Source organism: Acinetobacter zhairuonensis, from assembly GCF_022601715.1.
In the GTDB taxonomy this organism is placed as follows: Bacteria; Pseudomonadota; Gammaproteobacteria; order Pseudomonadales; family Moraxellaceae; genus Acinetobacter.
The window spans coordinates 1-26,424 of record NZ_JAKVIM010000028.1 but is presented as its reverse complement, the minus strand read 5'-3'; the positions used below and the strand labels follow the sequence as shown (position 1 = coordinate 26,424).

Below are 26,424 nucleotides of genomic sequence, written 5' to 3'. Positions count from 1 at the left end.
CGGGCATTTTCAGGTACAATCAACCGAAAAAAGTAAAAGTTGTAGGTTTTCCATGTCTTCATTGTTGCAGACCACTGTCATTCGCGGTCGTTTTTTAGATATTCAGAATTTAGTTGCGCAAGCTGCGGATATTGCAGAGCAGGTGCGTTATATAGAAGATGGCGTGCTCATCAGTGAAGCTGGAAAAATCAAATGGTTTGGTGCTTGGCAAGATGCCGCGGCACATCTGCCAGAAGGCGTTGAAATCCAGCATTATCCTGAAAAATTGATTGTGCCTGGGTTTATTGATACCCATATCCATTTTCCGCAAACCGAAATGGTCGGTGCCTACGGCGAACAACTGTTGGAATGGCTTAATACGTATACCTTCCCAACAGAAATGCAGTTTCAAGACCCTGCTTATGCAGCCAAAATCGCCGAGTTTTTTGTCCAAGAACTTCTTAAAAATGGCACCACCACAGCATTGGTATTCTGCACCGTGCACCCTGAATCGGTAGATTCCTTGTTTGAAGCAGCGCAACGCCATCAGATGCGCCTGATTGCTGGTAAAGTAATGATGGATCGTCATGCACCTGATGCTTTATGTGACACACCTGAAAGCGCTTATGCGGACTCTAAAGCCCTGATTGAAAAATGGCATGGGCAGGGGCGTGCGCTGTATGCGATTACCCCACGTTTTGCTCCTACCTCTACGCCTGAACAATTACAACTGGCAGGGCAACTTAAAGCTGAATATCCAGATGTATATGTTCATACCCATTTAAGTGAAAATAAGAATGAAATTGCTTGGGTCAAAGAACTGTTTCCTGCACAACAAGGCTATTTAGATGTTTACCATCATTATGGGCTAACTGGGTCACGTTCGGTATTTGCCCATTGCGTGCATTTAGAAGAGCACGAATGGGACTGTATGCATACCACAGATTCAGCGATCGCCTTCTGCCCAACTTCAAATCTGTTCCTCGGTAGTGGTTTATTCCCATTGAAAAAGACTTGGGAAAAACAGGTGAAAGTTGGATTAGGCACCGATATTGGGGCAGGGACGTCCTTCAATCAGCTGCAAACATTGAATGAAGCCTACAAAGTACAGCAGTTACAAGGCGATAAACTGTCTGCATTTGAATCGCTTTATCACGCCACTTTAGGCGGTGCCAAAGCCCTCAGCTTAGATCATCAACTGGGTAACTTTAATGTGGGTAAAGAAGCCGATTTTATTGTGCTGGACCTGCATGCCACAGCTTTACAGTCTCTTCGTCAACAACGTACCAAAGGCATTGAAGACGCATTATTTGCCCTAATGACCATGGGCGATGACCGTAATATTCACGCGACTTATGTTTATGGTCAAGCAGCCTATGTCCAGCCTCAATAGGCCTGTGCCGCCTACGTTGCCCAAGTTAAAACTGTGCCTGCTGCTACTCGCAGGCATCGTCTTACTCCGACGCGACAGTCATGGTGAGAGCAAAAAATATACAACAAGGGGTGCATCTGCTTAGCAGATGTATTAAAATAAATGCATATTTTGGGGTGTTGCAAGTCAACGCCTTTTTTATTTTTGATTTTTAGGTATCTGCCCATGACCGTTCAAATGAGCGTAATGATTTCAGCTGAAGAGATCCAAGCAAAAGTTAAACAGCTTGGTGCTAAAATTAATGCCCACTATGCCGAAAGCGACAAAGAACTTGTGTTGATTGGCTTATTACGTGGTTCCGTTATTTTTATGGCTGATTTATGCCGAACAATTGAAAAGCCGCACGAGCTCGACTTTATGACCGTTTCAAGCTATGGCAAATCTACAGTTTCAAGTCGTGATGTAAAAATTTTGAAAGACTTGGACGGCGAAATTCGTGGTAAAGATGTACTGGTCGTAGAAGATATTATCGACTCTGGGCATACCTTAAGCAAAGTGCTTGAGATCTTACAAACACGTGAACCAAACTCCATTGAACTCTGTACGTTGGTGAGCAAACCTTCACGCCGTGAAATTGATTTAAACGTGAAATTCTTGGGCTTTGAAGTCGAAGATAAGTTTATTGTTGGTTATGGTCTCGATTACGATCAAAAGTATCGCCACATTCCATTTATTGGTGAAATTGGTCTCTAAGTCCTAGATCAATCACATCGTTAAAAGCCTTTTAAAACGGTCAAACGGCTGCGTTTAAAAGGCTTTTTTATGTCTGCTGACTTTGTAACACGCTCACACAAAAACACCACATTCGCTTGCAGGATTAGGCTTTTATTGAGCCACAGCACAATTCAAAATAATCTTGTTCACTTAATAATTCATTCAAATAGAACAACAAGGAGAACTCTATGTGGTCACTGATTGTTGCGATTTTCGTCGGTTTTGTTGCTGGTCTAATCGCACGTGCCATTCATCCCGGAGATGACAAGGCTGGCTTTTGGGTTACCACCCTGTTAGGGATTGCAGGTTCCTTAGTCGCCACTTATGCTGGGCGCATGCTTGGACTATATGCCGACAATGTCGCAGCGGGATTCTTCGCCTCCGTGATTGGCGCAATTATTATTTTATTTATCTACAACCTGTTCAATAAGAAATCGCACGCTTAAACCTGCCATAAAAAAGCCTTTTCACGTGAAACATGAAAAGGCTTTTTAAATAAAATTGATTGATCTTGAATTACAAACCAAACTCTTTCCAGATCAGTTCAATTTGTTCAGCAGGTAAGCCTCCCACCGCCTTAAAACCATTGGAGAAAATCAAGGTCGGGGTTCCATTGACACCAAGCGATTTACCCAAAGCTAAATTACGCTCGATCGGGTTGGCACAGCTCTTCTTCCCCGCAGGTACAACACCTTTGGCGATCAGATTTTCCCAAGCATAACTCTGATCTTTTTCACAATATACTGCTTTCGACGGCGCGACGGATTGCGGTTTAATTGGATAAATGAACGTATAAATGGTCACGTTATCCAGTTTTTTTAATTCAGTCTCAAGTTGCTTGCAATACGGGCAATTTGGGTCAGAAAAGATCGCCAATTGACGTTTGCCATTACCACGTACAGTTTTTACTGCATCCTGTAGTGGTAATTTTTTCCAGTCAATCGAGTTTTGTTTCAAGATCAAATCTTTGGTCAGATTATGCTGATCTTTCAGGCGAATCATCGAACCCACCAAAATGTGCTGGGCATTTTCACCCAGATAAACCACCTGACCATCCATAGAACCGCTGTAAATGCCTGGCATTTCTGTGGTTTGAATATTTTCAACTTTCAAATCTGGATGTTGTTTTACAAGATTGTTTTTTACAGTGTCTACACTCGCAAAACTGGATAAAGACACTAAACCCGCCAGTACTGCGACCATTGTTTTTTTCAACATGAATTCTGCTCGTTCACGTAAGTTATCAAAGGGAATCAGTTTAATCTTAATTATTGTGATGATTGATCATTTTTATCAGGTATTTGGTAAAACAAATACCCGAGTGTTTCACGTGGAACTTTGCCCTAAACCGATAAAGGATTGATCTCGACTGAGACATGTACGATTTCTTCATGAATCGATAAGGCTTCGCGCACCTCGTCTGCACTGATTGAGGCGTGGCTACTGAGTGCCAAGATACAGGCAAACTTACCTTTGGCGACCTTCCAGACATGTAAGTCAGTCACTTCAACAACTACAGGCAAGTCCTGTATCACTTCACGGATTTCTTCCACCACAGGATGATTCATTTCTGCATCCAACAGGGTTTTTGCTGTTTCCTGAATTAAGCCATATGCCCATCGTGCCACCAAAATAGCCCCTAAAATCCCTAATAAAGCATCGAGAAAGGACCATCCCATATATTTCCCTGCAAACAAGGCAATGATGGCAAACACGGAAGTCACTGCATCGGCAACCACATGCAAAAATGCGGCTTTTTGATTTAAATCATGTTCATGGGTGTGGTCGTGACCATGCGAATGACTTGATTCCTCATGATGGTGATGGTGACCATCATGCAAAAGCCAAGCACAAATCAAGTTAATCACTAAACCCAGAATCGCAATCGGAATCGCTTGATTGTATTGAATATCAACAGGATAAATGAGCCGTTCTACCGAGTGAAATGCCATAAAAATGGCCACCACCAACAGTAAAATAGCACTACTATATCCCGCTAAAATTTCAATTTTCCATGTCCCAAAACTAAAGCGCTGATCCCGAGCGTAATGCCGCGCTGCACGATAAGCAAAATAAGCCAATCCCAATGCCAACATATGTGAACTCATATGCCAGCCATCGGCCAGTAAAGCCATAGAATTAAAAATCCAGCCGCCGATCACTTCTAATAGCATCATGACTGCCGTTAAAATAGCGGCAATTAGAATTCGTTTTTGCGCCAAGGGATTCCCTTCATCAAATTGATGACTATGAGTTCTGTGCGTTGCTGAATGTTGCATGATATTCTCACCAATATACTCCCCAGTAGTATATTATTTTTTGGAGGTAAGTGTGGGTCATTTATCTGAAGATAAGAAAATTCAAAATCGTGTGAAGCGTTTACAAGGGCAAATCCAAGCGGTTAATCAAGCCCTCATGCAGCCCGATTGCTCCTGTATTGAGGTATTACAGCAAGTGGCCGCCGTGAAAGGGGCAGTGAATGGGCTGATGAATGAATTGATTGAAGCGCATCTACGTCATCACGTTATAGGTACCAATACCGAAACCAATGACGATGAACTGGCTGAGTTCATGAAATTACTGAAACGCTATGGCTAATGATTGTTAAAGCAGCAGTTTCAGCTTAAGCTGTCGGAACTCTTCTATTTTTTTACTGTGCTTTTTCCGACAGTTTTTGTGATGCTTTATGACGGTTCAACATCCGTGGCGATCATTCCTGATGATCAGCCTTGCTTTATGCATGGGTACCATTGGTACAGCATTAGCCAGTCCGCTGTATCCGATTTATCAGCAGTTATGGCATTTACTGCCGAGCCAAATTACCTACATTTTTGTCGCCTATATGTTTGGGTGTTTAGCCACTCTTCTCTTTTTTGGGCGAGCCAGTAATAGCTTTGGTTTTCTACGCACCTTACAGGTAGGTTTATTGTTTGTCACTACGGGCTTGCTACTCTCCGCATTTGCCAGTAATGCGCTTTGGCTCGGTTTAGGGCGCTTTATTATCGGGATTGCATCAGGGCTGATCAGTACGTCTGCCATGTTAGGCTTAATGTTGACCATTCCAGAGAGTCATAAAGCACATGCTCCGCAGTTAAGTTCGATTATCACCGTCATCGGCTTTGCTTTAGGTCCTTTCATCGGAGGAATAATTGCCCAATTTTCTGCAGCCCCATTACTCATGCCATATCTACCGATTATTGCAGGAGCAATTATTTGTTTAATCGGGTTATTTCGCTTAAAGCCCCCCGCCTTCCAAGCGCAAACCTTCTCAATTGCACCACACTTAGAGCTGCCTGTCGCTTCAGTGCGGATGCATTTTTTTATTGCAGGTTTAACCGCATTTTGTGCTTTTGGCGCATTCAGCTTATTTGCTTCACTGTCAGCCTCCTTTGTCAAAGACCTGATCCCTTGGCATGGTCCTTTGGTGAGTGGTCTCGCCATTTCCAGCATTCTGTTTATTTCCGCACTGGTACAGTTTTTTGCCAAATCGCTCCCTGCAGCACGTAGCTTGAATTATGGATTGCTTCTGCTCATGCTGAGTTGCCTGTTTTTGGCAATCTGTATGCAAACCCATTGGAGTCTATTGTTCTTTATCAGTGATATTGGTGTAGGTTTGGGACATGGCTTGGGCATCATGGGTTCTTTTGGTCTGATTCACCAAATGACCGATTCACACAATCGCGCTGCGGTCATTTCGACCTATTTGTTTATGGGCTATTTGGGAACGATCGTCCCAATTATTGCCGTCGGTTACAGTGCCGATCTTTGGGGCTTAAATCTGGCGGTTAGCGGTTTTGGCATTGGCATGGCACTACTGTGTTTGGGACTCTATTTGTGGCACAGAAAACAAAAGGCTTTGCTTCCTGTATGAAACAAAGCCTTATTATCAAATTAGAGTGAAATCAGAGAAAGGGGATAGAACGGTTATTTACCAATACAGAACGAGCCAAAGATTTTCCCCAGCAAATCATCCGCACTGAACTCACCAGTGATCTCACCCAAGGCATTTTGCGCCAGACGTAATGACTCTGCCACCAGTTCCCCTGCATGAAACACCACCAGTTGCTCATGTGCTTCTGCAAGATAGTGCTGCGTGCGCTTCATTGCGTCTAAATGACGTGTACGGGCAATAAAGGTGTCTTCCTCTGGCTGAAAGCCTGCATGCGTTGTAATCGCTTCTATGAGTGATTGAACGCCTGTTTCCTGTTTAGCTGAGACCGTGATATGGCGGAACCCTTGAAAATCACCAATTTGAGCTTCCACACCAGTTAAATCGCATTTATTGCCAATCAACATGAGGCGCTTAGGTTCAAGATGGTGTTCAAAGTATTCTCGTGCCAATTGCAACGGATCTTCACCTTGGCTCAAGTCATAGACCAATAATAACAAATCGGCTTGTTCAATTTCTTTAATTGCACGGCGTATGCCTTCTTTTTCCACCACATCGCCCGTTTCACGCAAACCCGCGGTGTCGGTCAGGGTGATCGGCAAACCATTCAGGCTAATCTTTTCATGCAAGACATCACGAGTGGTTCCCGCGATATCCGTCACAATGGCACGATCAATGCCCGCTAAAGCGTTTAATAGCGAAGATTTACCTGCATTCGGTTTGCCAGCAATCACCACCTGAAGACCTTCGCGCAACAGTTGCCCTTGGCGCGCTGATTGCTGTACCGCAGCGACTGAATGCTGTACTTCTTGCAATAAAGAAAGAATCTTGCCATCTGCCAAGAAATCAATTTCTTCTTCTGGAAAGTCGATCGCAGCCTCCACATGCAAACGCAAATGGATCAATTTTTCTAAGACCGTGTTGACCTTGTGCGAGAAAGCTCCCTGTAAAGAACGTACGGCTGAACGCGCGGCTGCCTGTGAAGTGGCATCAATCAAATCGGCAATGGCTTCTGCCTGAACCAAATCCAGCTTGCCATTTTCAAAGGCACGCATGGAAAATTCGCCTGCTTTGGCAGCCATAGCACCCAATTCCAAACAACGAGCCAACAAGGCATTTTGAATTACAGGTCCACCATGTCCCTGTAACTCCACCACATCTTCACCGGTAAACGAGTTAGGATTTGGAAAGCAAATCACCAGACCTTCATCCAGCACTTCACCCTGAAGATCCAGAAACTGACGGAAACCTGCCATCCGTGCTTTCGGTAATGCCTTCTGCGTCAACTGTTCTGCAATGGTATAGGCTTGCGGACCTGAAAGACGAATTACGCCCACACCACCACGACCTGGCGGAGTAGCAATCGCTGCGATAGTGGTTTGATGTTGCATAAAATTCACCTGATGTTAGTCCTAATCGAACCCAAAGAAAAATCCGCCTAAGATTACCATCTTAAGCGGATTTAATCAGCTAGTTGCTGTGAGAAGCTGCTTATGCAGTTTCTTTTGAGCTACGCGCTTTTTCAACTGATTTATTGATAAACCATTGTTGAGTGATGGTAATGGTGTTGTTCACAATCCAGTACAGTACCAAGCCTGCAGGGAAGAACAACATAAATACTGTGAACATGATTGGCATGATCTTGAACACTTTCGCCTGCATTGGATCGGCAGGTTGCGGGTTCAACATTTGCTGGATGAACATGGTTACACCCATCAACAACGGCAGGATAAACCACGGATCCATTGCCGATAAGTCTTGAATCCAGAGAATCCAAGGTGCATGGCGCAGTTCCACACTTTCCATCAGTACCCAGTACAATGCCAAGAAGATTGGCATTTGTAGTAACAATGGTAAACAGCCTGAAAGTGGATTCACTTGCTCGCGCTTGTACAATGCCATCATTTCTTGAGAGAAGCGCATACGGTCTTCACCGAATTCTTCTTTCATACGCTGCATTTCAGGTGCAATCACACGCATTTTCGCCATTGAGCGATAGCTCTTCGACGACAATGGCCACAAGATCAACTTCACCAATACAGTCAGTAAAATGATTGACCAGCCCCAGTTCCCCACCAAGTTATGGAAGAATTGTAAGCCTAAGAACAATAATTTCGCGATTGGCCATAACCAGCCATAATCCACAGTCTGATTTAAACCTACAGCCAAGTCTTTCAATTCAGATTGAATTTTAGGACCTGAATAGAACGTCGCATCCACTTCAGCCACCGTACCTGCAGGTACATTGATGGTTGGAGAAGTAAAACTGAGGATGTTCATGTCATCACTCGATTTACGCGACTCTAATTTAGCACTGTATGCTTGACCATCTGCCTGCGTTAACTTCAACTCACCTGGAATCCAAGCGCTGACGAAGTAATGCTGAACCATCGCAACCCAGCCGCCTTTTGCTTCAACACTTAACTTTTCATCGTTAAAGTTAGCAAATTTCAACTTGTTGTAATGTTCTTCAGGCGTACCCCATGCGCCACCCAAGAAGGTACCCAGAGTGAAAATCCCTTGATCCGATTTACCTGGATCTTCTGAATTATCACGTTTGAGCTGACCAAACATCTGGCCTTGCCAGTTTTGACCACTGCGGTTCACCACCTTGTGGTTGACCACAACTGGGTATTCGCCTTGCGTGAAAGTAAAGGTTTTAATAATTTCTACGCCGTCAGCCGTCTTAAAGACCATCGGAACAGAAAGTACTTGAACTGACTTGCCGTCTTTATCTTTCGCTGCTTTTGCATCAGCTAAAGTATAAGCAGATTTCTCAATTTCATAGACAGGACGACCATTACGACCACTGTCAGGTCCATTTAGACCAATTAAACCAGATTGTGCAACATACGTACGCTTGGCATCGCTTTCCAGCATAACAAACGGTTCATCGCTATCTTTGTTTTTATCATGATTGAGTAATTCAACACGAACAATATCACCACCTTTAGGATTAATCCAAAGATGATAAAGGTCAGTCTGAACTGAAATAAGCTGTTGACTTGCTGCCGCAGTCGATTCTGTTGTTTGCTGCGCTGCATTATTTGCTTGTGGCACATCTGAAGCAGCTGTCGCTGTCTGTCCATTTGGCAGGTCAGCAGAGACTTCATGTGAAACGACCGCAGCTTTTTGTGGCTGCTGTTGAGTTTCATTATGCCCATAGTCCTTTTGCCATGCCAAAATAAGCAAATATGCGACGACAAACATGGCTCCTAGAATTGCAATCCTGGCCCATTGTTGCATATCTATTACCCCAAAAAGTTAGAGTGATTTTGATTCCATAAACATCCACGAAAGGGTACAGCAACGAGATGCGTTTGAGAATCGATTTGCTGAAATGAAATAAAACGAATTGCTTTTGCAGGAACAGGATCATAGCCCGAGCCGCCCCATGGATGACATCGACAAATACGATTTGTAGCCAACCAAACACCCCGTACAGCTCCATGTGTATGGATTGCTTCCAATGAATATTGAGAACATGTAGGTATATAACGACAGCGTGGTCCTAACATAGGACTAATCGCGATCTGATAGAATCGAATGAACCAATGCAGCACACGTACCATTGGCCTTCTCTACTTCTGTGGGGAGGGAGCTATTTTTGAATGCTTTTTAGCAATGCGTTGCAGCTTTTGCCAAGCAAATTGTAATTGCTGATGCAATTCAGAATTGGCAACTGTTTCTATACCAACTTTAGGCATAACAACAATATCCAAGGCATCCAATTGCATTTGATGCAGGCGAAAACTTTCGCGAGCAAGTCGTTTTACTCGATTCCTTTCATGCGCACGGCGCACTTTCTTCTTAGCAACAACAATTCCCAAACGACTGTTAGGTTGTTTGGAATATGTTGCCAGAAACAAGAAGTGGGGTTGATGCACTTTAAAAAGCGCACCATCAAACACAACTTTATAATCGGCAGCACAACGAAGACGCCGTTCTGCGCCGAAGTCATAAAGTGTCATAACACCCAAAATCGTTTAAGCGTTAACAGATTAAACCGTTAAGCTGTGACGACCTTTTGCACGACGGCGAGCTAATACTTGACGACCAGCTTTAGTAGCCATACGAGCACGGAAACCATGAACGCGTTTACGCTTTAATTCAGATGGTTGGAATGTACGTTTCATATCGAAACTCCAAAAAATGATCTTTCTATAAAGGTCCGCGATTTTAGTGTTCATTGCTTGAGCTGTCAATCAAAAACACCAATTCCGCACAAATAAACTTGTAACTATTAAATCTTTGACTGTCGCCTTTTTATTTAACGTTCAGATCAACAAAAAAGTATTCACACCATAATAACTTGTTAAATAATGGAAAATAAGTTATAAACAATATTATGCACAAATTTATCCACACACATATAAACACCTCACAGTTTTAAATTTAAATTTATTCGAATGTTTGGGTTATCCACAATAAAGTCAAACCTTATAAATAAATTCAAATTTTAAAATTTAAATTTATTATTATTAGGGAGCTGTTTTTCTGTGGGAAACCTACTTTTAACCTATAAAAACAAGTATTAGTGTTGTGGATATCTATGTTTTTAAGATTTTAAGGAATTGTGGATAACTTTACTGTTTTTTTTATCCACAGCTTGTGGGTTTTTTTATCCACATGTGGTTTTGAATTTAAATTTAGATTGATTATTTCTTTTTTGAGCAATTTCTGCAGAATTCTTCATGACAGATGTGGATAACTTGGTTAGAATGGCGACCCGCTTTGGCGGACAGTGGTGTTTTTAAATTTAAAAATGGATGAATAGGGGTTTCACATGCTTTGGACAGACTGCTTAACTCGCTTGCGACAAGAGCTCTCTGGAAATGTTTTTACAATGTGGATTCGCCCTTTAGTTGCTGAAGAGTTGGATGACACTTTGCGACTATATGCGCCTAATCCATACTGGACGCGCTATATTCAGGAACATCATTTAGAATTGATTACCATTTTGGCGGAACAATTGTCTGAAGGACGCGTTCGTCATGTAGAAATTATGGTAGATTCGCGTCCAGGCGCGATTTTATCCCCAAGTGAACAGCCAGCGACTACGACTGCGGCATTAGAAACTTCAACACCTGCGCCAGTTGCAAAGGTAAAGAAAGAGAAAGATGATGCGCAGTTAAAAAATAAAAAGCGCTTATTGAATCCCTTATTTACATTTTCTCTGTTTGTTGAAGGTCGTTCTAACCAGATGGCGGCAGAGACTTGTCGTAAAGTATTGACACAATTGGGTGCTTCACAGCATAACCCTTTGTTTTTATATGGTCCGACAGGTTTGGGTAAAACCCACTTAATGCAAGCAGTGGGCAATGCTTTATTACAGGCAAAACCAAATGCACGTGTCATGTACATGACGGCTGAAAGTTTTGTGCAGGATTTTGTCAGTTCCTTACAACAAGGCAAAGTCGAAGAGTTTAAGAAAAATTGTCGTTCATTAGATTTACTTTTGGTCGATGATATTCATTTGTTGGCGGGTAAAGAAGCCAGTTTGGTTGAGTTTTTCTATACCTTTAACGCTTTATTAGATGAATCTAAACAAATTATCTTAACTTCTGATCGTTATCCTAAAGAACTTACGGAACTTGATGCTCGTTTGGTTTCCCGTTTTTCTTGGGGCTTGTCGGTTGGAGTTGAACCACCTGATATTGAAACGCGCATTGAAATTTTATTAAAGAAAGCGCAGAGCAGTGGTGTCGATTTGCCACGTAACTGTGCACTCTTTATTGCACAACAAGTGGTGGCTAACGTACGTGAATTAGAAGGCGCGCTGAATAAAGTGGTCGCGATTTCACGTTTCAAAGGGACGTCGATTGATCTTGATGTGGTGCGAGAGTCGCTAAAAGATGTTTTGGCAATTCGTGCGCGAACCATCAGTACAGAAAACATTCAGCGTGTGGTGAGTGAATATTTCCGCATTCCATTAAAGGAATTGATCGGCCCTAAGCGCACGCGAATTTATGCACGTCCACGTCAATTGGCGATGGGCTTAGCACGTGAACTCACTGGGGACAGTTTCCCTGAAATTGGTATGGCATTTGGTGGTCGTGATCACAGTACCGTGATGCATGCCTGTGAAAAAGTGCAAAGCCTCAGAGAAGAAGATCCAATCTTTAATGAGGATTACAAAAACTTGCAACGCCTGCTGCAAAGTTAAAGCCTATTGCTCAAATTCTAGTCTTGCAATGCGGTATATTCTGCCGCATAGTACACTGCTAAAAAATACATTTATTTATATTTCATCTTCAGTTTTTTCGAGGAATGCATCGTGCGTTTAAAAATCGCCAAAGAAAGTTTACTTAATGTTCTTTCCCATGTGGTAGGAGCGGTGGAACGTCGCCACACCTTAAACATTTTATCGAATGTTAAAGTACAAGTGAGTCAAAATGCTTTGGCGATAACAGGTTCTGATTTGGAAGTTGAGTTGGTGGCGAGCACCAATTTGATTGAAGGGGCTTGCTTACAAGCAGGTGAAACCACAGTTCCTGCACGTAAATTGATGGATATCTGTAAGTCTTTACCAAGTGCTGCCCTGATTGATATTCAAATTACTGAAGATCAACGCTGTATCCTTAAGTCAGGCAACAGTCGCTTTGTATTGGGTACCTTACCTGCTGAAGATTATCCACTGTTAAACACTGAAAATACGCAAGGCACGCAAGTTACGGTGACTCAGCGTGAATTAAAACGTTTATTTGAAAAAACCGCGTTTGCGATGGCTGTGCAAGACGTGCGTTTTTATTTAACGGGTACGTTATTGGAAATTGATGAAAATCAATTACGTGCAGTCACAACTGATGGTCACCGTTTGGCATTATGTGAAACCTTAGCTTCTTCAAATACGCAGCAATTGGTTCAAGCAATTGTGCCACGAAAAGCCGTGGGTGAATTACAACGTTTACTCAGCATTGAAGATGAGCAATTGTCTCTATTGATTGGTCGTGAATTGTTAAATGTCACCATCAATACACCAAGTCGTGATAAAGAGCAGGGACCAATTACAGTTCGCTTTACCACGAAACTGATTGATGGAAAATTTCCTGATTACCGCCGTGTGATTCCACGTGGTGGCGACAAAAATGTATTGATTGCACACGATGTGTTTAAGCAATCTCTACAACGTGTTTCGATTTTAAGTAATGAGAAATTACGCGGTGTGTTCTTAAATTTCAGCACGGATACCTTGCAGTTGCGTGCCAATAACCCTGAACAAGATGAAGCGATTGAAGATTTAGCCATTCAATATCACGATGCTCCGTTAGAAATGTCATTTAATGCACAGTATTTGCTGGATGTATTAAGTGCCTTGGACGGTGATGATGTGTCGATGACCATGACTGAAGCCAACCAGTCGGTGTTGGTACATGATCCTGTACATACCGATCAGACTTATGTCGTGATGCCGATGCGTGTCTAATCTCTAGATTTATTATGCATATTACGCGTTTAAACATCGAACGTGTTCGTAATTTAAAAACGGTTGCACTCTCTGAGTTGCAGCCGTTTAACGTCTTTTACGGTGCGAATGGTTCGGGTAAAACCTCTATTTTAGAGGCTATTCATTTACTTGCGACAGGGCGTTCCTTTCGTACCCATATTCCCAAGCACTATATTCTGTATGAAGCTCAGAATGCTGTTGTATTCGCTCAATCAGCCACTGAAAAAGTGGGTATGCAAAAGCATCTGAGTGGTGAGCAGGTCATGAAAGTCAATGGCGATCATATTGCCACGCAAGGGCAATTAGCAAAACTATTGCCTTTACAACATATTGATCCGCAAAGTACCGATATTATTGATCATGGGGCCAAACCACGGCGCCAGCTACTCGATTGGCTCATGTTTCACGTGGAACCTGAGTTTTATCATGCCTGGCAATACTATTCTCGTGCTTTGAAGCAACGGAATAGTTTATTAAAGTCACAGCGTAATTTAAGTCTGGCAACTTTAGAACCATGGAATAAAATGCTGGGTGAATATGGCGAAATTTTACACTCTCAGCGTGTTGCGATTGTGGAACAGTGGAATGTTTATTTTCAGCAAGATTTGCAGCAATTATTGCCCAATTTAAGCATCGAGCTGGAATATGTCGCAGGCTTTCATACTGAGCATGGGTTATTGCATGACCTGTGCAGTCACCACCAAAAAGACCTTGATCGACGTTATACTGAATATGGTCCACATCGTGCTGATTTACGCTTAAAAACCCCGATGGGGGAGGCGGATATTGTTTTATCACGTGGACAAAAAAAGCTCTTGATTATGGCGCTAAAACTCTCCCAGATTGCAATGCTACATGCCTGTAATAAGGAAACTGTGGTATTATTAGATGATCTGACAGCAGAATTAGATTTAGCCGCACAACAACGTTTAATTGAGCGATTAAGCCAACTTGGTAGTCAAGTTTTTATTACCACTTTAGAGCATGAATCCGTACAAAAACATTTACATGACTTGTCTATTTCCTACCAATTGTTCCACGTGGAAAATGGGCGAGTGGCATGTGTTGTGCAATGATTTCCCATCTTTGGATAGACCGATTTTTCACTAGGGAGTAACCATGAGTTCAGAAGACCAATCTGTCACTCAAACAGAACAAACCATCGAAAAGGCTTATGATTCTTCCAGTATCAAAGTTTTACGTGGTTTGGATGCCGTCCGTAAGCGCCCAGGTATGTATATTGGCGATACTGATGATGGCACAGGTTTACATCACATGGTGTTCGAAGTGGTGGATAACGCCATTGATGAAGCATTGGCAGGTCATTGTGATGAAATTCTCGTCACGATTCATGAAGATGAATCGGTCAGTGTTTCAGATAACGGTCGTGGGATTCCAACCGATATTCACCCTGAAGAAGGCGTTTCTGCCGCAGAAGTTATTCTGACCATTCTGCATGCAGGCGGTAAGTTTGATGATAATAGTTATAAAGTTTCAGGTGGTTTACACGGCGTAGGTGTTTCCGTTGTAAATGCTTTGTCGAGCAAACTCGAATTAACCATTCACCGTGCAGGACATATTCATCAACAAGAATATCGTCATGGTGATCCGCAGTATCCATTGAAAGTGATTGGTAATACTGAAACCACAGGGACCATTGTACGTTTCTGGCCAAGTGCAGAAACCTTTAGCCAGACTATTTTTAATGTTGATATTTTGGCGCGTCGTTTACGTGAGTTGTCTTTCCTGAATGCAGGTGTGCGCATTGTATTACGTGATGAACGGATCAATTTAGAGCACATTTATGCGTATGAAGGTGGTTTGTCTGAGTTTGTAAAATATATCAATCAGGGCAAAAACCATCTGAATGACATTTTCCACTTTACCACTCAAGCTGAAAATGGCATTGGGGTCGAAGTGGCTTTGCAATGGAATGATTCTTACCAAGAGAATGTGCGTTGCTTTACCAATAATATTCCGCAAAAAGATGGCGGAACGCACATGGCGGGCTTCCGTGCAGCGCTAACGCGTGGCTTAAACAGCTACATGGAAAATGAAAGTCTACTGAAAAAAGAAAAAGTGGCTGTGACGGGTGATGATGCTCGTGAAGGTTTAACGGCGATTATTTCAGTGAAAGTGCCTGATCCAAAATTCTCTTCACAGACCAAAGAAAAATTGGTATCGAGTGAGGTGAAGCCAGCCGTTGAACAAGCTATGAACAAGGCATTCTCAGAGTACTTGCTTGAGAATCCTGCGGCTGCAAAATCAATTGCAGGCAAAATTATTGATGCAGCGCGTGCGCGTGATGCAGCACGTAAAGCACGTGAAATGACGCGTCGTAAGAGTGCTTTGGATATTGCGGGTTTGCCAGGTAAGTTGGCAGATTGTCAGGAAAAAGATCCAGCATTGTCTGAACTGTATCTGGTCGAGGGTGACTCTGCAGGTGGTTCGGCGAAACAAGGTCGTAACCGTAAAATGCAGGCGATTTTGCCGTTGAAAGGTAAAATCCTAAACGTGGAACGTGCACGTTTTGACAAGATGATTTCTTCTCAGGAAGTCGGCACACTGATTACAGCTTTAGGCTGTGGTATTGGTCGTGAAGAATATAATCCTGATAAGTTGCGTTATCACAAAATCATTATCATGACCGATGCTGACGTCGATGGTTCGCATATCCGTACCTTGTTACTCACTTTCTTCTTCCGTCAAATGCCAGAATTGGTGGAACGTGGACATATTTATATTGCGCAACCACCGCTTTATAAATTGAAGAAGGGTAAACATGAGCAATACATGAAAGATAATGAGGCGCTCGAAACCTTCTTGATCTCCAATGCGATTGATGATTTAGCTTTACATGTCAATGTAGATGCTCCAGCCATTCGTGGTGAAGCGTTGGCGCGTGTGATTGCCGATTATCAAACCTCGCAAAAAAGTTTACAGCGCTTAACCCAGCGTTATCCTGCAAGTTTGTTGGATGGTCTGATTTCATTAGAAACCTACAAATTTGATCACTCGCAAGATTTGGCCTATGTACAACACTGGGGCGAGCAATTGCGTGCTGCAGTAGAAAAAATTCAGCCGAGCTTACGCCCTGAATTAACGCTCGAAGCTTTCGATAAAGAATTGGCGGGTGGTGAAAAAGCGGTAGTGTATTTCCCGCGTATTACCATTTATGTGCATAATTTGCCGCACAGCTATTTATTGGATGCGGGTTTATTGTCTTCGACTGAATATGTACGTTTACTCAAGAATTCGAAGAGCTGGTTCAGCTTGCTTGAAGAAGGTGCTTATTTAGAAAAAGGTGAGCGCAAAATTCAGGTGAATACTTTCCATCAAGTGTGGCAGCACATTCTACAAGACTCTCGCCGTGGCATGATGATTCAGCGCTATAAAGGTTTGGGTGAGATGAATGCGGAGCAGCTCTGGGAAACCACTATGGATCCTGAAAACCGTCATATGTTGCAAGTGACCATTGATGATGCGATTGAAGCGGACCGTATGTTCTCTTGCTTAATGGGGGATGATGTGGAACCACGTCGTGCCTTTATTGAAGAAAATGCGTTAAATGCAGATATCGATGCATAATCGGTGGTGATTTTCTAAAAGCAGCCTGAGGGCTGCTTTTTTATGGCGGGTTGTTTTGTTGAGTTTTGGTGAGCGTTATTAAACTGTCGTATTGGTGTGGCATGCTGAATAAAAATAAATAATAGCGAGGGAAGATGATGGATTTAAGTTTGGAGCAGCAGCGTGATCATTGGCTGAATGCCTTTTATACGGGGCAGATACAAGAGTTGATGCAATATGAGCATCCTGAGTTTAAAGTGGTGTATGAAGCTCAGGGAAAGGTGGAAAGTAATTTAAGCCGTTATGCCAGTATTCAGCATGCAGTGCAAAATGGGGTGTGGAAGCCGCGTCATTTAGAGATTCAGACCGAAATGTTTGAGTTTAATCCGGCCCAAACAGAATGCCGAATTCTGTTGCATTTGGCACAGCCTGAACAGGTTATTCAGGAAACGTGGCATTTCCAATCTGATGCATGGCAAATTGTAGAATTACGCTTTTGTAAAAAGAAACTGGTGGGCCTATTCGACTGAGTTGATTTTTAGACATAAAAAAGCAGGTCGAGTGACCTGCTTTTTAGCTTTGCGTGGGTTAGTCAGTAAACGTCACTTTCGCAATCGCTTTTTTACCTGCTTGAACGATCAGGGTGATGTTTTCGTTCACAGAGAAGCTGGCATCAACCACATTCCAGTCAACTTTAACGGCTCCACGTGAAACAGCATCTTTTGCTGCAGCAGCATTTTTTGTTAAACCCGCAGCACGTACAATCGAAGCAATAAACATTTCGCCACCAAACTCGGCACGTGAAATAGTCACTTCAGGTGTACCTTCTGGTAGTTCACCTTCGGTAATGATGTTGCCTGCACCTTTGTGGGCGTTTGCAGCCGCTTCAGCACCATGGAAACGTTCCACCAATTCAAGTGCAAGAATCTTCTTCACTTCTTGAGGGTTACGTCCTTCTTCAATTTCTTTTAGCAATACTTTGATTTCTTCAACCGATTTGAAGCTGAGTAGATCAAAATAGCGTTCAATCAAAGCATCTGGCATAGAAAGGACTTTTTGATACATCGCCCCTGGTGTATCAAATACACCAATGTAGTTGCCTAAAGATTTAGACATTTTATTGACGCCGTCTAAGCCTTCAAGAATTGGCACAGTAATACACACTTGCGCTTCTTGATCATAGCGACCTTGTAAGGTACGACCCATCAATAAGTTAAAGGTTTGATCCGTACCACCGAGTTCTACATCGGCATGCAAGGCAACAGAGTCATAACCTTGTACCAAGGGATACAAGAACTCGTGAATCGCAATCGGTTGTTGGTTGTTATAACGCTTGGTGAAGTCATCACGTTCCAACATACGTGCAACGGTTTGCTGTGAAGCTAGCTGAATTAAATCAGCCGCAGTCTTGGTCGCAAACCATTCCGAGTTAAACACCACTTTGGTTTTGTTCGGATCAAGAATTTTAAACACTTGCTCTTGATAGGTTTTGGCATTTTCTAAGACTTGTTCACGTGACAACGGTGGGCGAGTCGCGCTTTTACCCGTCGGGTCACCAATCATGGCGGTGTAGTCACCAATCAAGAAAAACACTTCATGACCGAGGTCTTGGAAGGTTTTTAATTTGTTGATCAGCACCGTATGACCCAAGTGCAAGTCAGGTGCAGTCGGGTCGAAGCCCGCTTTAATTTTTAGAGGACGATTCTCTTTGAGTTTCTTTAACAGATCCTCTTCCGAGATAATTTCATGAGTGCCTCGTTGAATGAGGGCAAGCTGTTCTTCAGCTGGCAGGAAATTTGACATCACAAAACCCAAACACATCAGTTATTCAATTTGTGCGATATACTAACACTTTTTCAGCACATTGCAGGCTTTAGAATAATCATGACAGCAATCTATATTGGAGTAATGACCGGCACCAGCATGGATGGGGTAGATATTGTGGCCGCTTCATTCGATCCATTGCAGTTGCATGCCACGCTCACCTTAGCTTTTGACCCAGATTTACGTGATGAACTGATGGCGCTGACTTTGCCAGATGACAACGAAATTGATCGTATGGGCAAAGCCGATGTGGCATTGGCGAAAATGATAGGGGAAGGCATCAATACGCTGATTGAACAGCATCAACTAGATCGTAGCCAAATTAAAGCCATTGGTTCGCATGGGCAAACCATTCGCCATCGTCCAGAGCATGGGTTTACCTTACAGATTGGCGATCCAAATATCATTACTGAAATCACCAACATTCCAGTGGTGTCCGATTTTCGCCGTCGTGATATGGCAGCAGGTGGGCAGGGGGCTCCGTTGGTACCCGCTTTTCATCAAGCCTTATTCCAGCATGAAAGCATTCACCGTGTGATTCTGAACTTGGGTGGCATCGCCAATGTCAGTCTTTTACCAGCGGGTGCACTTGAAAAAGTATCAGGTTTTGATACAGGACCCGCCAATATTCTGATGGATGCATGGTGTCATCGTTATACGGGGCAGCCTTACGATGAAAATGGCAACTGGGCCGCTTATGGTCAGCCAATTCGCAGTTTGTTAGAGCGCTTACAAGCCCATGACTTTTTTGCCAAGGAGCCGCCTAAAAGTACGGGACGTGAAGATTTTAATCTGGATTGGCTGGATGATCAGATCATGGACTGGCGTAATGACGAGCTGGCTTATGATGAATTGGAAGACATTCCTGAAAATGTCCAAGCCACACTATTAAAACTAACCACACGTGCAATTAAAAAAGCCATCTATCGTTCTGGGATGGATACGGGTGAAGTCTACGTGTGTGGTGGTGGGGCCTATAATTCGCAACTGTTAGAGCAATTACGTTGGCGTTTACGTAAGCATCAATGGACCGTACAAAGTACTGCAGATTTGGGCTTAAGTCCGACGTGGGTTGAAGCGACGGCTTTTGCATGGTTAGCCATGCGTTTTGTCGAGCATTTGAGTGGTAATTTACCTGCGGTGACAGGCGCGGACGGCTATCGGATTTTAGGCAGCATCACGGCAGTCTAGACATGTATAAAAAAACCTCCAATTCAGGAGGTTTTTTATCTCTGTGATCGGCTTAAATCGAGAAAGACGATCCACAGCCACACGTCGTGGTGGCATTCGGATTTTGTACAATAAAACGAGAACCTTCTAGACCTTCCACATAATCGACCACTGAACCGACGAGATATTGATAGCTCAGTGAGTCAACCAGCATTTTTACATCGCCATTAATGAACTCAGCATCATCTTCATTCATATTGTCGGCAAAGTTAAAGCCATAAGAAAAGCCTGAACAGCCCCCACCCGTTACATAAACACGTAACATTAGATCTTGGTTGCCTTCACTATCGCGCAATTGGCGTACTTTATTTGCTGCATTGTCGGTCAACTCAAGCGCTGGAGCAGTCATGATAGATTCCTCAGTTCGGTTCTTGGGTCTTTTAAAAAATGAAAAGACCATATGTCTAGTATAGCATACTCAATATATGGTCAATATTCGAAGATTAAAAGTCAAATCAGAGTAATTTTATCAAGATTATTTGTAGTTTTCATCTTGCAGACCACATTCAAAATTTTTGGCATCTTCTTTACAGCGAAATTGCCACAGCAGTTTCATCATGCGCTTGTCGTACACGCCTTGCTGGGTCAAATTAATCCGTGCTTCACGCATCATTTTTTGATAGCCAGGTTTGTCGGTAGCAGGAACGTCCATCCAGTACTTTGTTGGAATATCGGCTTTCATCTTGCCTAAAATATCAAAGGCACGTGGCAATTGTGCTTTTACCCATTCACGCGATTGTTGACCATAGCCTTTGGGAAAGCGTTCGGGACGAATAATGATATTGCCTGTGACCTGTAAGATCGGATAGTTCACAATTGCGCCCTTGCTGCCTAAACCTTTATGCAGTTCGAGCGGTTTAAAGGCAGCCGCAGGAGCGCCAATAATATCGACCTGACCATTGTTAAACTTACTGCCGAAATTGGTGACATCTGAACTGACTGCCTGAGCACCGACTTGCTGCACCATGATTTTTTGTGCTTGGTCATAATCCAGTACCGCAATCTTTTTCCCAGCGGCTTTTGCCACGCTATTAATATTACGGTCATTCACCATTAAATAGGCATCGCCAACAGGAATGACACCTGCAATTTCATATTGACCTTTCACCATATATTTACTGAAGGTCGGATTGGCTAAACCTTGCATGACTTTGACCGCCAGTTTGAGATTGGGAATTGCCCCAATCGCATCCAGTGAACCTGTAAAATCATTAAATTGGCGTCCTCGCATACCTGTAACGCTGATGCCATCACATTTGCCTGCTTTAAAATCTTCCGCAATCACCGCTTCATTTTGAGCCACTCGTAGTTCAATATCGGCTCCCCAGTTTTTGGCAGCCAATTGATAGTCTTTCATGAGGGCATATACATCGCCACTTTTCCCGACCAAGTCGAATACGCAGACCACTTGTTTGGCTTGTACAAGGCTGGTTGCAGCACAGAGTCCGAGTCCGATCAAAAGTTGCTTGGATGATGCTGTCATCATGTGAATTGTCCTTATTCCATTCTTTTTATAGTGTTGTGATGAGTTTCTTCATCATGTCGCGGTAAAACAATCATGTTACCTGTGCTCAAGCTTAGCCTGTTTTGCAGGATCTTCATTGGCATTGGAGACAAAAGGTGAACAGAAAAAAGCCTAGAAGAATCTAGGCTTTAATGATTGATTTTAGGCTTATTCACCAGCCATTGAACATTCGAAATTGGCTTTATCGACAGAACAACGAGCCTTTTTCAAAACACTCATCATGCTGGCATCATAAATGCCTTGTTTGGTGAGATCGATACGACCATCACGTAACATCTTTTGATATTTGGTTTTATCTTCAGCACTCAGATTCATACGGTATTTTGCAGGAATTGCGGCTTCAAGTCGGTTAATCATCGAGAAGCTTTTTGGCAGGTTTTTCACAAACCAATCACGGGATTTTTGTCCAAAGCCTGCTGGGAACTGTTCTGGGCGAATAATAAAGTCTGCAGTCACTTGCAGTACAGGGAAGTTGAACATCGCACCACTGTTACCCAAACCTTTGTAAATTTCTAAGGGTTTATAGGCATACGCTGGAGCACCGACCATATCCACCTGACCATTATTGAATTTCGCCACAAAATTCGAGACATCTGAAATGACTGCCTGTGCACCGACACGTTGCACCATAATTTTCTGCGCTTGGTCATACCCTAATACAGCAAATTTTTTGCCTGCGGCTTTTTCAATGGAATTGATGTTTTTATCACGAACAAAAATAAAGGCAGAACCGAGAGGGGCAATGCCTGCAACTTCATATTTCTTCCCACCCAGAGTCGTGACCATTTTGCTGGCATTACGCTGGTCTAGAGCAAAGCTAATGGCTTTTTGTGCAATGGCATTACTAGGTACACCACCTAAGGCATCAATCGAACCTGCAAATTTATTGTATTGACGGGCACGCATGGCAGTCATAAATACGCCGTCACATTTACCTGCTTTAAAGTCGTTGTCTGCAACAGCTTCATCTTGACGTGGAATCAGATTAACTTCTGCGCCCCAGCTTTTTGCCGCCAAAGCCCATTCTTGCGCCATTTGATAAGACTCACCAGATTTTCCAAGCAAATCAAACACACAGACATCTACCTGTGCGGCTTGCGTGGTCGTCGACAGACCCATCGCAGTAACTGCAGCGAAACCTAACATGACTTTTTTCATTGTGTTCATCCTTTTCAGATTGATTCTTGTTCTTAGTGTCCTTACACGCAGACAATATTAAGCAAGTTTTACATGTATAAATAGAGTATTTACTCCATTTTTAAATAAAAAAATGACACGCTGAGTAAAATTGCTGTCAATTTGTCCAATCCAAAGAAGTGTTCTCATGAAAATCAGTCAATTGAATGATGCGCTTACTGCTCAAAACGATCAAAAAATTATTCACCACCCAGTGAGCATTCAAAATTGGTACGTTCCACAGTACAGCGGGCTTTTTTGAGGACGGTCATCATGGTCGGGTCATAAATACCTTGCTGAGTCAGATCCATGCGCGCATCACGTAATAGCTTTTGGTATTTTTCTTTATCCTCCTTGTCCAGTTCCATTCGGTATTTCGCGGGAATCGTGGCTTCTACACGTTGCACCATGGCAAAACTTTTAGGCAATTGGCGGACAAACCATTGTCGCGATTGAGCAGCAAAGCCATCTGGAAATTTTTCTGGGCGTAGAATCAGATCTGCGGTGACATTCAGCACGGGGAAGTTGATCATCGCGCCGTTACTGCCCAATCCTTTATGGATTTCCAGTGGTTTAAATGCATAGGCTGGGGCAGGGACAACATCGACTTCGCTCTGATTAAACTTTTTCACAAAATTGGAAATTTCAGACATTACGGGTACTGCATTGACCCGTTTCACCATAATTTTTTGGGCTTGATCGAATTCCATCACCGCAATTTTTTTACCATTCAGTTTGTCAACACTATTCACTGATTTATCGCGCACAAATAAATAAGCGGGACCAATCTGACCAATGCCCGCAACTTCATAGGTGTCTTTTCCTGATTTGGTAATCAAGCGTTTTTGATTTCTCTTGTCCAAGACATAGATAATGGCTTTTTGCGCAATCGCGTTATTGGGTACGCCGCCTAAGGCATCGATTGAACCTGCGAATTTATTATAATTGCGAGCCCGCATAGAGGTCATATAGAACCCATCGCAAACCCCAGCTTTAAAGTCTTGGTCTAATTGAGCTTCATCTTTATAAGCCGTCAGATCGATATGGGCGCCCCAGCTTTGACTGGCTAATGCCCATTCTTCCAGAAATTTATACGATTCCCCTGATTTGCCCAGTAAATCGAATACACATACATTGCTATTGGCGTGAGCTACATTGGATAAATTAAAGAGCGTTGCTGTCGATAAGATCAAAACGGCTTGCTTCACGATTCCACCTCATTCTTTTGATTTTTCAGGAACAAATTTATATAAGCATGTTTTATTTGGATGAAATAGAGTTTTTACTCTATTTCCGATCAGTAACATTTAGGTCGGTTTGCTTTTGTACTTTTTGTTTTCTGAGCGACTTCCTTTAGAATAGCGCTAACTTTTTATGTGCCAGTCTTTGTAATGATTCAGTTAGATCAACTTTCTATACGCCGTGGGGGACGAGTTTTGTTCCAAAAAGCCTCTATGCAATTGCATCCAGGCTGGAAAATTGGTCTAACAGGGGTAAACGGTGCAGGTAAATCGACCTTGTTCGCAGCCTTTTTAGGTGAATTAGGTGCAGATGAAGGCAGTTTGACCCGTCCAGCAGTCTGGACAGTCGCACATATGGCTCAAGAAATCAAAGCCTTAGATATGAAAGCGATTGATTTTGTTCTATCGGGCGATGAAGAATATTGGGAGATTCAGAACAAACTGGATCATCCAGAAAACTTAAGCAATGATGAACTGGCACATTTATATGGTCGCTTTGATGAAATTCATGGCTATTCGGCTGCTGCCAAAGCATCACAACTCATGGCGGGTTTAGGTTTCTTTGAACATCAATCTCAACTCGATGTTTCAAGTTTCTCAGGTGGATGGCGTATGCGCCTAAATCTGGCACGTACCCTCATGAGCCGTTCAGATTTATTGTTACTGGATGAACCGACCAACCATTTAGACCTAGATGCAATTTTGTGGCTAGAAGACTGGTTAAAAGCCTATGAAGGCACCTTAGTGCTGATTTCGCATGACCGTGATTTCTTGGATGCCATCACCGATCATATTTTACATATTGAAAATCAAGAACTGACTTTATATACGGGGAATTACTCGACTTTTGAACGTACCCGTAGCGAACGTTTAGCACAACAGCAACAAGCCTATGAAAAGCAATTAGAAACCCGCGCTCATTTGCAAAAATATATCGACCGCTTTAAAGCACAAGCCACCAAAGCCAAACAAGCACAAAGTCGAATTAAACAATTAGAACGTATGCAGGAACTTTCTGCTGCCCATGTCGATACGCCGTTTACGTTTAGTTTCCGCGAACCATCGAAAATGAGTTCACCTTTACTGGAATTGGAAAGTGCAGATATCGGTTATGGCGACAAACTGATTGTGACCAATGTAAACCTGCAAATTACCCCGACCAGTCGAATTGGTTTATTGGGGATGAATGGAGCAGGTAAATCTACCCTGATTAAATCCTTAGTGGGTGATCTCCCTTTATTAGCAGGACTACGAAAAGCATCTGAATTACTCAATATTGGTTATTTTGCCCAGCATCAGATGGATGCCTTGGATGGGAATGCTAGCCCAATGTTGCAATTGGCACGTATTGCAGATCCGAAAATTAGTGAAGCAAGTTTACGATCATTTCTAGGCAGTTTTGGCTTTAGTGGTGAGCGGATGGATACGCCGAGTGAAAGCTTCTCTGGGGGAGAGCGTGCCCGTTTAGCGCTGGCACTGATTGTTTGGCAACGCCCTAATGTACTCATTCTAGATGAACCGACTAACCATTTGGATTTGGACATGCGCCATGCACTGACCATGGCACTTCAAGATTTCGAAGGTGCTGTGGTGTTGGTGTCACATGAACGTCAATTGATTGCCAGCGTTTGTGACGAACTGTTGTTGGTACACCAAGGTACGTGTCGTGACTTTGATGGTGACCTGACCGCTTATGCAGAATGGTTACGTCAAGCGCGTATCGACATGATGAAAAATGGTCAGCAACCTACTGCTCCAATTCAATCACAAGTCGAGGTGAAACCGACTATTTCTAAACTGGATAAAGAAGCTCAACGCAAAGAAGCAGCACGTCAACGTGAACTCAGTCGTCCAATTCGTAAGAATATTGAGAAATGCGAATCGCAAATGGAGAAGTTACAGCCGCGTTTGCAAGAAATCGAAACCTTGCTGGGGGATAGTAGTTTATATGACGCTGAACGTAAGCAAGATTTATTAAAATTGATGGATGAGCAAAATCAACTCAAAGCCAAGTTAGAGCAAACTGAAGAAGATATGCTGGGTTTGATGATGGAATTGGAAGAACTCGAAAGCTCATTTTGATTCATTGATAGAGAAGACAAAAAAGCACAGCCCTAGGCTGTGCTTTTTTGTAGAAGAAAACTTAAACAAGTAAGAAAGTGATAGAGAGCAAATAAAAACATATATAAAAGAGAAAAAATGAAAATAAATATGCAATTTAGGCATTAAAACGCTTAAAAAATGAGTGGAAAACAAGTTTTTTGCACAAATTCGTGGAAAAAAACAACAGACGTGCAAAATAAACCAAAATAGGGGTTGTAACGGATAAGAAATGCTGTAGAATGCACATCCATCGGCGGTGATGCAGATAAAAACTTGTTGATTAACAAGGATTTAGCT

At 42.8% G+C, this 26,424-nt stretch carries 24 protein-coding genes; 12 read left to right on the top strand and 12 right to left on the bottom strand.

Annotated features, from left to right (window positions below):
* The first annotated feature begins 52 nt into the window (after window positions 1–52).
* The 3 genes from guaD (at window position 53) to MKI85_RS16325 (ending at window position 2,571) form a co-directional block, all read left to right on the top strand.
* On the top strand, window positions 53–1,372 hold the full coding sequence (gene guaD, locus MKI85_RS16335) for a guanine deaminase (RefSeq protein ID WP_241629270.1): 1,320 nt from the start codon (window positions 53–55) through the stop codon (window positions 1,370–1,372).
* Between the two features lie 204 nt (window positions 1,373–1,576).
* Window positions 1,577–2,104, top strand: a complete 528-nt coding sequence (hpt, locus tag MKI85_RS16330) for a hypoxanthine phosphoribosyltransferase (protein ID WP_241629269.1) — start codon at window positions 1,577–1,579, stop codon at window positions 2,102–2,104.
* A 209-nt stretch (window positions 2,105–2,313) separates the two neighbouring features.
* Window positions 2,314–2,571, top strand: coding sequence for a GlsB/YeaQ/YmgE family stress response membrane protein (locus MKI85_RS16325; RefSeq protein ID WP_241629267.1), 258 nt, complete (start codon window positions 2,314–2,316; stop codon window positions 2,569–2,571).
* A gap of 70 nt (window positions 2,572–2,641) precedes the next feature.
* Here MKI85_RS16325 and MKI85_RS16320 read toward each other — a convergent pair whose 3' ends face one another.
* Both MKI85_RS16320 and dmeF read right to left on the bottom strand, forming a co-directional pair.
* Window positions 2,642–3,343 (bottom strand): DsbC family protein, encoded by a 702-nt coding sequence (locus MKI85_RS16320; RefSeq protein WP_241629266.1) that lies wholly within the window; start codon window positions 3,341–3,343, stop codon window positions 2,642–2,644.
* A 125-nt stretch (window positions 3,344–3,468) separates the two neighbouring features.
* Window positions 3,469–4,419, bottom strand: coding sequence for a CDF family Co(II)/Ni(II) efflux transporter DmeF (gene dmeF, locus MKI85_RS16315; protein ID WP_413351726.1), 951 nt, complete (start codon window positions 4,417–4,419; stop codon window positions 3,469–3,471).
* Between the two features lie 37 nt (window positions 4,420–4,456).
* Between dmeF and MKI85_RS16310 the strand changes: the two genes are divergently transcribed.
* Window positions 4,457–4,723 (top strand): metal/formaldehyde-sensitive transcriptional repressor, encoded by a 267-nt coding sequence (locus MKI85_RS16310; RefSeq protein ID WP_241629262.1) that lies wholly within the window; start codon window positions 4,457–4,459, stop codon window positions 4,721–4,723.
* A gap of 88 nt (window positions 4,724–4,811) precedes the next feature.
* A complete protein-coding gene (locus MKI85_RS16305; RefSeq protein WP_455168465.1) occupies window positions 4,812–5,996 on the top strand; it encodes an MFS transporter in 1,185 nt (394 codons plus the stop codon).
* A 53-nt stretch (window positions 5,997–6,049) separates the two neighbouring features.
* Here the strand turns inward: MKI85_RS16305 and mnmE are convergent, their stop codons facing one another.
* From mnmE to rpmH, 5 genes are all read right to left on the bottom strand, one after another.
* The gene (gene mnmE / locus MKI85_RS16300; protein WP_241629260.1) at window positions 6,050–7,405 is read right to left on the bottom strand and encodes a tRNA uridine-5-carboxymethylaminomethyl(34) synthesis GTPase MnmE; all 1,356 of its coding nucleotides are present in this window, start codon (window positions 7,403–7,405) and stop codon (window positions 6,050–6,052) included.
* Between the two features lie 100 nt (window positions 7,406–7,505).
* Window positions 7,506–9,260: a membrane protein insertase YidC gene (gene yidC / locus MKI85_RS16295; RefSeq protein WP_241629258.1), complete on the bottom strand. Its 1,755-nt coding sequence runs from the start codon at window positions 9,258–9,260 to the stop codon at window positions 7,506–7,508.
* A gap of 5 nt (window positions 9,261–9,265) precedes the next feature.
* Complete coding sequence (yidD, locus tag MKI85_RS16290) at window positions 9,266–9,586, bottom strand: membrane protein insertion efficiency factor YidD (protein WP_241629256.1); 321 nt, start codon at window positions 9,584–9,586, stop codon at window positions 9,266–9,268.
* A gap of 9 nt (window positions 9,587–9,595) precedes the next feature.
* Window positions 9,596–9,985 carry a ribonuclease P protein component gene (gene rnpA / locus MKI85_RS16285; RefSeq protein ID WP_100242855.1) on the bottom strand — a complete coding sequence of 130 codons (390 nt, stop codon included), beginning with the start codon at window positions 9,983–9,985 and terminating at the stop codon, window positions 9,596–9,598.
* Between the two features lie 30 nt (window positions 9,986–10,015).
* Window positions 10,016–10,150 (bottom strand): 50S ribosomal protein L34, encoded by a 135-nt coding sequence (rpmH, locus tag MKI85_RS16280; protein ID WP_000831329.1) that lies wholly within the window; start codon window positions 10,148–10,150, stop codon window positions 10,016–10,018.
* Window positions 10,151–10,800: 650 nt separating this feature from the next.
* Between rpmH and dnaA the strand changes: the two genes are divergently transcribed.
* The 5 genes from dnaA (at window position 10,801) to MKI85_RS16255 (ending at window position 17,558) form a co-directional block, all read left to right on the top strand.
* A complete protein-coding gene (gene dnaA / locus MKI85_RS16275) occupies window positions 10,801–12,180 on the top strand; it encodes a chromosomal replication initiator protein DnaA (protein ID WP_241629254.1) in 1,380 nt (459 codons plus the stop codon).
* A 111-nt stretch (window positions 12,181–12,291) separates the two neighbouring features.
* Window positions 12,292–13,440, top strand: coding sequence for a DNA polymerase III subunit beta (dnaN, locus tag MKI85_RS16270; RefSeq protein ID WP_241629253.1), 1,149 nt, complete (start codon window positions 12,292–12,294; stop codon window positions 13,438–13,440).
* Between the two features lie 14 nt (window positions 13,441–13,454).
* Window positions 13,455–14,537: a DNA replication/repair protein RecF gene (gene recF, locus MKI85_RS16265; RefSeq protein ID WP_241629251.1), complete on the top strand. Its 1,083-nt coding sequence runs from the start codon at window positions 13,455–13,457 to the stop codon at window positions 14,535–14,537.
* A gap of 43 nt (window positions 14,538–14,580) precedes the next feature.
* A complete protein-coding gene (gene gyrB, locus MKI85_RS16260; protein WP_241629249.1) occupies window positions 14,581–17,049 on the top strand; it encodes a DNA topoisomerase (ATP-hydrolyzing) subunit B in 2,469 nt (822 codons plus the stop codon).
* A gap of 137 nt (window positions 17,050–17,186) precedes the next feature.
* Entirely contained in the window at window positions 17,187–17,558 is a 372-nt protein-coding gene (locus MKI85_RS16255; RefSeq protein WP_241629247.1) for a hypothetical protein, read from the top strand.
* Window positions 17,559–17,616: 58 nt separating this feature from the next.
* Here MKI85_RS16255 and tyrS read toward each other — a convergent pair whose 3' ends face one another.
* The gene (gene tyrS / locus MKI85_RS16250) at window positions 17,617–18,849 is read right to left on the bottom strand and encodes a tyrosine--tRNA ligase (protein WP_241629245.1); all 1,233 of its coding nucleotides are present in this window, start codon (window positions 18,847–18,849) and stop codon (window positions 17,617–17,619) included.
* A gap of 63 nt (window positions 18,850–18,912) precedes the next feature.
* Here tyrS and MKI85_RS16245 point away from each other — a divergent pair, with 63 nt between their 5' ends.
* The gene (locus MKI85_RS16245; RefSeq protein ID WP_241629244.1) at window positions 18,913–20,043 is read left to right on the top strand and encodes an anhydro-N-acetylmuramic acid kinase; all 1,131 of its coding nucleotides are present in this window, start codon (window positions 18,913–18,915) and stop codon (window positions 20,041–20,043) included.
* 52 nt (window positions 20,044–20,095) lie between these two features.
* On the opposite strand, the gene erpA is transcribed toward MKI85_RS16245, so the two are convergent.
* The 4 genes from erpA to MKI85_RS16225 all read right to left on the bottom strand — a co-directional run bounded on the left by erpA (window position 20,096) and on the right by MKI85_RS16225 (window position 23,991).
* On the bottom strand, window positions 20,096–20,431 hold the full coding sequence (erpA, locus tag MKI85_RS16240; protein ID WP_142769879.1) for an iron-sulfur cluster insertion protein ErpA: 336 nt from the start codon (window positions 20,429–20,431) through the stop codon (window positions 20,096–20,098).
* A 126-nt stretch (window positions 20,432–20,557) separates the two neighbouring features.
* The gene (locus MKI85_RS16235) at window positions 20,558–21,565 is read right to left on the bottom strand and encodes a putative solute-binding protein (RefSeq protein WP_241629303.1); all 1,008 of its coding nucleotides are present in this window, start codon (window positions 21,563–21,565) and stop codon (window positions 20,558–20,560) included.
* Window positions 21,566–21,754: 189 nt separating this feature from the next.
* The gene (locus tag MKI85_RS16230; RefSeq protein WP_241629242.1) at window positions 21,755–22,765 is read right to left on the bottom strand and encodes a putative solute-binding protein; all 1,011 of its coding nucleotides are present in this window, start codon (window positions 22,763–22,765) and stop codon (window positions 21,755–21,757) included.
* 218 nt (window positions 22,766–22,983) lie between these two features.
* Window positions 22,984–23,991 carry a putative solute-binding protein gene (locus tag MKI85_RS16225; protein ID WP_413351488.1) on the bottom strand — a complete coding sequence of 336 codons (1,008 nt, stop codon included), beginning with the start codon at window positions 23,989–23,991 and terminating at the stop codon, window positions 22,984–22,986.
* A gap of 183 nt (window positions 23,992–24,174) precedes the next feature.
* On the opposite strand from MKI85_RS16225, the gene MKI85_RS16220 reads away from it, so the two are divergent.
* The gene (locus MKI85_RS16220; protein ID WP_241629240.1) at window positions 24,175–26,106 is read left to right on the top strand and encodes an ATP-binding cassette domain-containing protein; all 1,932 of its coding nucleotides are present in this window, start codon (window positions 24,175–24,177) and stop codon (window positions 26,104–26,106) included.
* Window positions 26,107–26,424: the final 318 nt, after the last annotated feature.

Excerpts from the sequence above, each read along its gene's own strand:
- guaD (WP_241629270.1), top strand. The coding sequence starts at position 53 with ATGTCTTCATTGTTGCAGACCACTGTCATTCGCGGTCGTTTTTTAGAT.
- hpt (WP_241629269.1), top strand. The coding sequence starts at position 1,577 with ATGACCGTTCAAATGAGCGTAATGATTTCAGCTGAAGAGATCCAAGCA.
- MKI85_RS16325 (WP_241629267.1), top strand. The coding sequence starts at position 2,314 with ATGTGGTCACTGATTGTTGCGATTTTCGTCGGTTTTGTTGCTGGTCTA.
- MKI85_RS16320 (WP_241629266.1), bottom strand. The coding sequence starts at position 3,343 with ATGTTGAAAAAAACAATGGTCGCAGTACTGGCGGGTTTAGTGTCTTTA.
- MKI85_RS16305 (WP_455168465.1), top strand. The coding sequence starts at position 4,812 with ATGACGGTTCAACATCCGTGGCGATCATTCCTGATGATCAGCCTTGCT.
- mnmE (WP_241629260.1), bottom strand. The coding sequence starts at position 7,405 with ATGCAACATCAAACCACTATCGCAGCGATTGCTACTCCGCCAGGTCGT.
- yidC (WP_241629258.1), bottom strand. The coding sequence starts at position 9,260 with ATGCAACAATGGGCCAGGATTGCAATTCTAGGAGCCATGTTTGTCGTC.
- yidD (WP_241629256.1), bottom strand. The coding sequence starts at position 9,586 with ATGGTACGTGTGCTGCATTGGTTCATTCGATTCTATCAGATCGCGATT.
- rnpA (WP_100242855.1), bottom strand. The coding sequence starts at position 9,985 with ATGACACTTTATGACTTCGGCGCAGAACGGCGTCTTCGTTGTGCTGCC.
- rpmH (WP_000831329.1), bottom strand. The coding sequence starts at position 10,150 with ATGAAACGTACATTCCAACCATCTGAATTAAAGCGTAAACGCGTTCAT.
- dnaA (WP_241629254.1), top strand. The coding sequence starts at position 10,801 with ATGCTTTGGACAGACTGCTTAACTCGCTTGCGACAAGAGCTCTCTGGA.
- recF (WP_241629251.1), top strand. The coding sequence starts at position 13,455 with ATGCATATTACGCGTTTAAACATCGAACGTGTTCGTAATTTAAAAACG.
- gyrB (WP_241629249.1), top strand. The coding sequence starts at position 14,581 with ATGAGTTCAGAAGACCAATCTGTCACTCAAACAGAACAAACCATCGAA.
- MKI85_RS16255 (WP_241629247.1), top strand. The coding sequence starts at position 17,187 with ATGGATTTAAGTTTGGAGCAGCAGCGTGATCATTGGCTGAATGCCTTT.
- tyrS (WP_241629245.1), bottom strand. The coding sequence starts at position 18,849 with ATGTGTTTGGGTTTTGTGATGTCAAATTTCCTGCCAGCTGAAGAACAG.
- MKI85_RS16245 (WP_241629244.1), top strand. The coding sequence starts at position 18,913 with ATGACAGCAATCTATATTGGAGTAATGACCGGCACCAGCATGGATGGG.
- erpA (WP_142769879.1), bottom strand. The coding sequence starts at position 20,431 with ATGACTGCTCCAGCGCTTGAGTTGACCGACAATGCAGCAAATAAAGTA.
- MKI85_RS16235 (WP_241629303.1), bottom strand. The coding sequence starts at position 21,565 with ATGACAGCATCATCCAAGCAACTTTTGATCGGACTCGGACTCTGTGCT.
- MKI85_RS16230 (WP_241629242.1), bottom strand. The coding sequence starts at position 22,765 with ATGAAAAAAGTCATGTTAGGTTTCGCTGCAGTTACTGCGATGGGTCTG.
- MKI85_RS16220 (WP_241629240.1), top strand. The coding sequence starts at position 24,175 with ATGATTCAGTTAGATCAACTTTCTATACGCCGTGGGGGACGAGTTTTG.